The sequence below is a fragment of the Cyanobacteriota bacterium genome (genome assembly GCA_027618255.1).
In the GTDB taxonomy this organism is placed as follows: domain Bacteria; phylum Cyanobacteriota; class Vampirovibrionia; order LMEP-6097; family LMEP-6097; genus JABHOV01.
Map to the genome: position 1 here is coordinate 1 of JAQCFG010000068.1, position 8,868 is coordinate 8,868.

An 8,868-nucleotide genomic window follows, 5' to 3' on the forward strand; every position below is an offset into this window, starting at 1 on the left:
TAGTTTCATGAGCATCATGGAGGGTCCATTTTGGGCTTGATAATCTCTCAAGAGATTGTTGATAAACTCTAGGCTGCAATTCAGCAAATGCTTGAGCTATATCTGCATCAACATTTGGTTTGTCTGCTAGATACTTTGCTGCTTCTCTTGCTGTAGTTTCATGAGCATCATGGAGGGTCCATTTTGGGCTTGATAATCTCTCAAGAGATTGTTGATAAACTCCAGGCTGCGATTCAGCAAATGCTTGAGCTGTATCTGAGTTACGAATATAATTGAGATTAATCATGGAGAAGATAATATCATACGAATCTTATGCTTGTCAAGCCCTATTTTAATTATTTTGATACTCAGTAGTTTTGCTAGAATAAGTCAACAAGGAGAACACAATGACACACACTTTACCTGAATTACCATGGGCTATGAATGCTCTAGAACCAAACTATCTTAAATCCACTCTTGAGTTTCATTACTCAAAACACCACAATGCATATGTTACTAACTTAAACAAAGCACTTGAAGGTACTGGCAAAGAAAATACGCCAATTGAAGAATTGCTTTCTAATATCAAAGATATCCCTGAAGCCAAAAGACAAGCTGTCATCAACAATGGTGGCGGACATTACAACCACACATTATTTTGGCAAGTCATGGCTCCTAATGCTGGCGGCGAGCCGACTGGTGTACTAGCTGACGCAATCAACGCAAGCTTCGGTAGTTTTGCAGAATTCAAAACTCAATTCGTCAATGCTGGAGCTACTCAATTTGGTAGTGGTTGGGCTTGGCTTGAGTCTGATCCATCAGGCAAGCTCACTGTAACTAAAACAGCAAACCAAGACAACTGCTTGATGAACTCAGATCGCAAACCAATCCTTACTATGGATGTGTGGGAGCATGCCTACTACTTAGAGCATCAAAACCTGCGTCCACAATGGATGGAGACTTTCTTCAAGCTAGTTAACTGGGATGCTGTAGCGAAGAACTATGCAAACGCTAAAGCTGGAAACGCAGTTATCGCTATAAAAGAAGGCGCTGTAGCTTAAATGCCTAAACTAGCGATGATAGGCGCTGGAGCAATGGGACAAGCAATTGCCAAGGGTTTGGTGGAAGCTAAGCTCTACAAAGCTGGTGAGATTAAGTTCTTTGACTTGCGCTTGGATTTACTTGAGGGTTTAGAAAGGCAATATGGTTATGCTTTTGCAGAAAGTTTTGATGAGTTGATCTCTGGGCTAGAACCAGGTTCTAGCTTGCTCTTTGCAGTCAAACCACAAAACATAGATCAAGTACTAGCTGATATTCCAGAGATTGATTCTTCGGTACTGTTGATTTCTATTCTTGCTGGAACTAAAATATCTAAATATCAAGAACGCTTCCCGCAAAATCCTATCATTAGAGTAATGCCAAATACTCCGGCGCAAATACTCAAAGGCGCTTCAGCACTAGCGGCTAGCGCTAATTGCTCAAAGCAAAACATAGCAACTGTTCAAACTATGTTTGATGCTATTGGACTAGCTGTAGTAGTTGAAGAAAAAGATATTGATGTGGTCACCGGACTTTCTGGTTCTGGACCAGCCTATGTATTTTTGATGATAGAAGCAATGGCAGAAGCTGCAATCAAATTAGGACTTAATCCAGAAGCCGCTAAAGCACTTGCCTTGCAAACTGTTTATGGTGCCGCATCACTTGCTAAAGCATCCGACAAAACTCCTGGCGAATTGCGCGCTCAAGTAACTAGCCCCAATGGCACTACTGCTGCTGGTCTTGAGAGTCTTGAAAAAAATGGTTTCAAAGAAACTGTGTTTAGAGCTATTGCTGCAGCCGAAAAACGCTCTCAAGAGCTTGGTTGATATACCCCCATGGGGTATATTTTGATCAAAAATCCTTGCTTCTGAATAGTTTTTAAACAATCTGTTAATACCGAAGCTTGCTATTATTATCTGTGATATCTATTCTATAGGTATTAACAAGAATAAATGGCAGATATTAATTCTAATTCATGGCCAAATACAAGCGGGCAAATTGATCGCCCTCGGGGATTTGCGCCCTTGCATAATTTTAAGCAAAGACTAAAACTTCAATTAATACAGCCAAAGGAAACAATTCAAAGCGCAAGCATCCAAGCCTACAAAGATGGACAAGTTCTGCATCCATACAAAGCTAGATTACTAACAAATAAATTTCAAGTTGCAAAATTACTCGACACCAATGAACGCAAACCTAATATTGACGAAGCCCTTGTCTTTAATCCAAGAGCCAAAATTCAATTAGCTCCAATGCTTGATAAACAAGCAGCAGACGCGCAAGCAGTGTTTGCAAAACCAAGACGCCAGGACAAAGGGACAAATGGTGAAGAGCTTGGTAGACAGAGTGTTTGTATTCAAGTGCCCAAAGGTCCGCATGCCGATGATATTTTACTTAGTAAAGCTCTAGCTGATTTTGAAAATGAATACGAGAAAGAATCAGGCAGCAAATCCAATATATTAATTGTCGGCAGCAATCACGTTGATTGCCAGCTCAAAGCAACAAGAATGCTATTACTTGCCGCTCCTGAAACAAGGAAGACTCTCTACTCACACATGGAAATACTCGATGCAAATAATTTGCATGATCAAGCCAAAAATCATGAACCTCGAATCATGTTTGTTGCCGGTAAAACTCTTACTGGCTCAGCTGCGCTCAAAGGATCTAGTCGTAGCGTCCCCACAGTTACCGAAGAAACTGCTAATGGGCAAGAGAGTACAAAAAAAACTGCCAAGAAAAAAACAGCTGCTAAAGCGAGTGTTGCAACCTTACTAAAAGAATTTGGCCAAAACGCTGATCTAGCAAAAGTCAAATATCTATACTTTGATGCCACCCAAGAATATTTAGCAAAGGAATCGCAAGACACCTTCCATTTTTTGAGAGACAATATCAAACATGACCCAAGCGAGCCAGCGCAAATACTAGCAACAGCACATTGCGACCATGAACGAGGTGCCAATGGTGACTCACTTAGCCTTAAGTCATGGTTTCCTTGTTACTTATACGCTAATAGCCCTCAAGAGTTTAAAGACGCAGCTCTTATACCTGATCTAGAAACAATTCCATATGAGACCAAGATTGGCGAAGCAACTGCTGAAGGCAAAAAACAACAACAAGCCATCGCAAAACCTACCAAGAGAAAAGCCACTAAACTAGATGATGAGCCAGATGCAAAGCCAAGCAACACTATTCAAACTGTTAGTTTCAGTAAAGACCTACTCAGCCCAACTAGAATAGGAAGAACTGTTAATGAGATCTATGATGGCTATGAAACACTAGTAGCAGAATTCGAGAGATTGAATAATAGAAAACCTAAACGGATTTTTGTCAAAGCTCAGACAAGAAAGCTTGCACTCAAACTTTATAACAAATTCAGAGCTAGCGGCGTCAAAGTTGCAAGAACACATAGCCTAGGTGTCAAAAAAACTACAGATCAAGAAACTATAGCTGCACAATATGAACTAGCAGGAGCAAAAGCAGCTGGTAACACAGCTGAACTTAATGTATTCACCAACGCCACTACCAAAACAGGAGAAAATAATTGTCATTATGCCCAAGATAGATTGGAACTACTACGAGATTTTGGTCAAAAGAATGGCTACGAGGTGCTAATACATTGCGATTCTCTTGATGGACTAGAGATACCAGCTGACTGTATGATATTAGCTTGTGACCCCATCATCAACAGTGATTCAGCAGAGAAATATTTAGCTCCAGTACTATGCCAAAACAGATCTTACCCACAAGCCAATGATGACATTACCAAACTGGTATGGCTAACACAAAAAAGCTTAAAGATAGACAATCCTATAACAGTAAAAGAAGTTGTTAAAGGTATAGAAAAAAACCATGGTGAAAAGCATGATATTGAACTTAGAAGAATAGCAGTATCAGACAACCGCAATGGTGGTGGCAGCACTGAAGCAGCCAAAGCACGAGGCACCTATGACGGGGATAAAGATGGCATCGGACAAAGTGCTCTCTTTACCGGCGCCAAAGAATGGAAAGAATTTTTACATAGACAAATTGTTGAATCACTTGGTTTTACAACAGTAAAAGAAGGTCTTGATATTTTAGCAGAATCATATCTCGATGGCGCTACAACAATTGGATCAGAGACACTACCAAGTACTAATGAAGTTATAGACATGCTTGAGGGCAAACTCAGAAGTCACCCAAGAGCCTATGAAGTCATACGTTCACTACGCAAAGAATTTGGCGAAAATGAATTTACAGAAATAATTCAACGCTTCCCGCAATATGCCGGAATCATTAATCAAACAGAAGCAAGCTTGAGACTGCATCATATACTGAATGAACACCTTGCTAACAAAGACGCTGAAATGAAAGCAACTTGGTTAACTATCCTAAATAGAGAAAATTATCCAAGTATTACAGGCATAGAAAACTACCAGCAGCTTATTGCAAAATACTTACTGCAACTTAATCAAGCAGGACACAACAGTGATATTTTAATTGATCCAACTATCACTCTAAGATATGTTGATATCATACTTGGATTAAACGATAATTTTCGTGGACTCAAAAAACCAGCAGATGATATTTTCAATGACTTTTACAAATTTGCCCAGCGAGAATCACAACATATTTTGCCGGTAACAGTTGCAAGACAAGACTGCTTCCCTAATAGAGTTCATTTCCGCAATTCGATTACCGGTCCTCAACAAGCTTTTGACAATACTGCTTACCTTATCAATCATGAAAAGATTCAAGGAAATCAAGCATGGCTTGATGTTATTAACAAAATCAAACCGCAAGGCTTAAACCCATTTGATCTTAAGCAAAGTTCAAACCAAGAACGTTTAGTAACCGACTTTCTCTATAACCAAGGTTATAGAACCAGAGCCTATCAAAGTCCAGAGACTCTTCAAAACCATGTTGAAGTCTTGCTGGGAGCGAGTGATAGTCTCGATGACAGCACCGCAGCAGCTACAAAATTGAGACAAGCTTTTTTCCAATACCTCAAAACGCAGCATCAAGGACTCAACCTTACAGCAGCAGCAAAAATATATCCTGGCATTAACAGCCTTGAAGATGATTTCAAAACGGAAGCCAATCTCATCTCTTTAGTGAGTGATACGATGGCAGAAAACAATCTTGATACCCTAGAAGATAAACCTTGGACTGATTTACTGGAAGCAAGTTCTCCGGAAACGGACAAAGCTAAATTAAGAGCAGAAACCATTGCTAGATTTATTTATAACAATCAAGACCTTCACAAGCAAGCAGCAAATAGCATAGATGACTTAACTGCAATCATAACAGCTTGTCTCAAACCAAAACAAGTAACTAATAACTCTGTCTTTATTCGCTTTCTCAAAGACCTAAGCGAAAATCAAGGACTTTATATTAGACCTATATTACTTAAAAGAGACTATCCTAGATTAATCAAACTAGCAGATATCACTAAGGACTTAGAGGGAATCAGCGATGTTGTTGATTACCTTATAGAGAATAATGGAGTAGTAAAGAATGATCCCTGGCTTGAATTACTTGAGCCCTTAAAACCCAAGCTGACTCCACCTGGATTCAAAGCTGACATTAGTCAAAGAGCTCAAATGATAGCTGGATTTTTAGATCAAAACCGTCGACTAGCTTGTTTTAATACATACACAGAACTTCAAGAGACTTGTTCTGTGCTGATGGGTGGTATTCTTGGTAACAAGAAAGGTAGAACACCACAGCAAAGACAAGTCTTAAATGAGTTTATAAGCTATTTAGATCTTGATTACCAACCAGCTCTCAGTCCAATGAGCCTCATAGAGCTATTCCCGAATGACACCAGACTTGAAGAGCTGATTGATACTGAATCTAAGCTCTTACCAGTAATCAGCAAGAATCTTGCAAGTCTCTCAGAAAACGCTGATAGCAGATGGCTTGAAGCTATTGACAGAGCAAGAGTTGCTGGTGTTCCACCACCAACACGAAATGCAGATCCTGAAGCGAAGCTAACAAGAAGAGCCAGAGTCATCAATAAATTCCTCTACGATAAATTAATCAAAGATGATCTTGATACTCGCAAGTCGGTAAGCAATATAGAAAAAACCATAGCTGTCTGTCTTGGTTATGGTAGGTGCCTAAGATCCGCTAGTAAAAAAACTCCAGCAACCTTATTTGCAAACTTCAGCAAATTTATTAAAGCCGACAACAAACTTGCAATAAGCATATATCCAGAAGCTATCACAATTGATAACGGTCAAGCAGATCTTGTTGCCGCTGCTCTCCTTGCCTTCATCAATAATAAGCAAATAAAAGAAACTAATAATGAATGGAGCCAAATGCTTGGTACATCAGCAGAACAAAGAGCCAACCTAGTTGCAGAATATCTGATCACCTCAAATCAAACTCATCCCACAACTCTTAAAAGTACAGCTCAAGCTTTACTTAATGGTAGAGACAGCGATCTGTTCCGCGCATTCATCCAACACTTGCAAAGAGAGAACCCAGATTCTTTCAATAATATCAAGCTACGATCAATCTTCAAATTCATCAATCTAACTGTAGGCGAAACCAGAGAGATTATTAAAGCAACCATCAGTAAACAAGAATTCCTTGCACAATATAAACACGATAAAATCCTAAACAATTATAATTCTGATCCAAGACCTAATTTGGATAACTTTTATCGGATGCTACAAAAAACTATTGGGCTTAGTCTAGACGAACTCGCAGAAATATTCCAAATAGAAGAAAGAAACGCAAATTTTTACAAAACAGCAGTCTCAAAACTCAGCAAACTCAAAGTTCCAAAACCTGAGCCAGTAACAGCTGATCAGATTAGAGATAGAACAAATCCTGCAACTGTTGATCAACAAATTATTAATCAATACAATGCACAAACTCAAAAGACATGGAAAGAAAGCCAAGAAAGGCTAAAAACTGCAATACAACAGACACTAGAATCAGCAAAAATACCAGAGAAACACAAACAAAGAGCAATACTAGAAGCAATCTATAGACCAGCCGAATGGCCAGATGACAAAAGTGGCCCAACAATAGATGGTGATCCAGCAAATCAAGGACTAATTGAATGTATTACAGCTACCTCAACAACAAACAATCCCACAACACTATATATTTGCGCAGATGAACTATCCATCGTAGATTCCCAAAACTCCGTTGAATTAGTCATATCACCAACTAACGGAGAATGGCTAACAAAAGCAGAACTTCTAGCACAAGCCACAGCAAATGGCTTTGGAACAATACTACAACAACTACAAGCGATACATGAGGGTGGCTCGCTCAAGGGTATCAGCGTTGATGATGTAGTAAACTTAATCCGCAATTTGGGTAAAAGCAAGATCAATTAACACTCAGCAACTGTAGCTAACCTTGAAAGAGGAGGCAAGCCCACCGAGTGAGCAAAATATCACAACTGTTCAAGCGATGTTTGATGCCATTGGACTAAAAGTCCCTAGGAGCTTGTCATCCAGCCCAATTTTGTTTAGGGCTATTGCTGCTGCCAAAAAACGCTCTCAAGAGCTTGGTTGATATACCCCTCCTGGGTATATTTCGGAATCTATTCCGAAATAGTTAACTTATTCAGTAACGAACTCCGAAATAGTTTGGTATAATAGAGAGATGGATATTAAACGTAAAATCCAATTAAAGCTAATTAAAGGAAGATCTGCTTTTCTTTTTGGGCCAAGAAAGACAGGGAAAACTACCTACCTTAAGAAACATTTTCCCAAATCTATTTTTTATGACCTTTTAAAAACAGATTTATATTTGGATTTAATCAAACAACCTTCTATATTACGAGAAGAAGTACTGTCACTTAGCAAAGAGCAGACAAAGTATCCCATCATAATTGATGAAATACAAAAAATACCAATGCTACTTGATGAAGTTCATTGGTTAATCGAGAACACTAACGCTTATTTTATACTCTGCGGCTCCAGTGCACGCAAATTAAAAAAGACTAGCGCCAATATGCTTGGTGGCAGAGCATTACGTTTTGAGTTTTTCCCTTTGGTCTATCCTGAACTTCCTGAATTTGATCTGATTAAAATATTCAAACATGGTCTCTTGCCAGAACATTACCAAGAAAAAAATCCAAAAAGAATTCTCAAAGCATATCTACAGACTTACCTTAAGGAGGAAATTAAGGATGAAGGCTTAGTTCGGAATCTACCTGCTTTTGCCAATTTTTTAGATTCGCTTGCATTTTCTAATACTGAGCTGACCAACTATTCAAATATTGCTCGTGACTGTGGTGTAGATTCTAAAACCGTTAAAGAATATTACCAAATTTTGATTGATACCTTAATTGGTAGCTATGTTTATCCTTACTCTCCCAAGCAAGGTAGAGATAGCATTAGCTCCAGCCCTAAGTTTTATTTATTTGACGTCGGTCTTGCTAATCATATTGCGCACTTTGATATTACTCAACTTAAAGGTAAAGATGCAGGCAAGGCACTTGAGAATTATATTTTTATGGAATTGCAAGCTTACCGCTCCCTCAATGAGTTAGATTTTGATATCAGATTTTGGAGAACTAAATCAGACCTGGAAGTAGATTTTGTGATCACGAATTTAAACAAACCCAAATTTGCCATCGAAGTAAAAATCTCATCCAATATTGATAAAACAGACTTAAGGAGCTTAAGGGCTTTTAAAGAAGAGAACCCTAATACAGAAGCAATTGTGGTTTGTAATTGCGCAAGAGCAAGAAAACTCCAATTTGATAATGATATAGAAATCAATTTGGTGCCAGTAGAAGGCTTTTTGAAAAAACTATGGAGCGGGGGGTATTTCTAAAAACCGGGGTCGTATCTAGTCAAAAGACAAAATCGAGTATGACACTATTTTGTCTTTTGACTAGAT

The 8,868-nt window shown here is 38.8% G+C and carries 5 protein-coding genes; 4 read left to right on the plus strand and 1 reads right to left on the minus strand.

Features of this window, described 5'->3' with window-relative positions; translation table 11 throughout:
* On the minus strand, nucleotides 1-286 hold a 286-nt coding region (locus tag O3C63_08515), incomplete at its 3' end, for a hypothetical protein (protein MDA0772970.1).
* A gap of 100 nt (nucleotides 287-386) precedes the next feature.
* Here O3C63_08515 and O3C63_08520 point away from each other — a divergent pair.
* The 4 genes from O3C63_08520 to O3C63_08535 all read left to right on the plus strand — a co-directional run bounded on the left by O3C63_08520 (nucleotide 387) and on the right by O3C63_08535 (nucleotide 8,802).
* A complete protein-coding gene (locus O3C63_08520) occupies nucleotides 387-1,040 on the plus strand; it encodes a superoxide dismutase (protein MDA0772971.1) in 654 nt (217 codons plus the stop codon).
* A complete protein-coding gene (gene proC / locus O3C63_08525; protein MDA0772972.1) occupies nucleotides 1,041-1,844 on the plus strand; it encodes a pyrroline-5-carboxylate reductase in 804 nt (267 codons plus the stop codon).
* 126 nt (nucleotides 1,845-1,970) lie between these two features.
* The gene (locus O3C63_08530; GenBank protein MDA0772973.1) at nucleotides 1,971-7,352 is read left to right on the plus strand and encodes a hypothetical protein; all 5,382 of its coding nucleotides are present in this window, start codon (nucleotides 1,971-1,973) and stop codon (nucleotides 7,350-7,352) included.
* Between the two features lie 271 nt (nucleotides 7,353-7,623).
* Nucleotides 7,624-8,802, plus strand: coding sequence for an ATP-binding protein (locus O3C63_08535; protein ID MDA0772974.1), 1,179 nt, complete (start codon nucleotides 7,624-7,626; stop codon nucleotides 8,800-8,802).
* Nucleotides 8,803-8,868 lie beyond the last annotated feature (66 nt).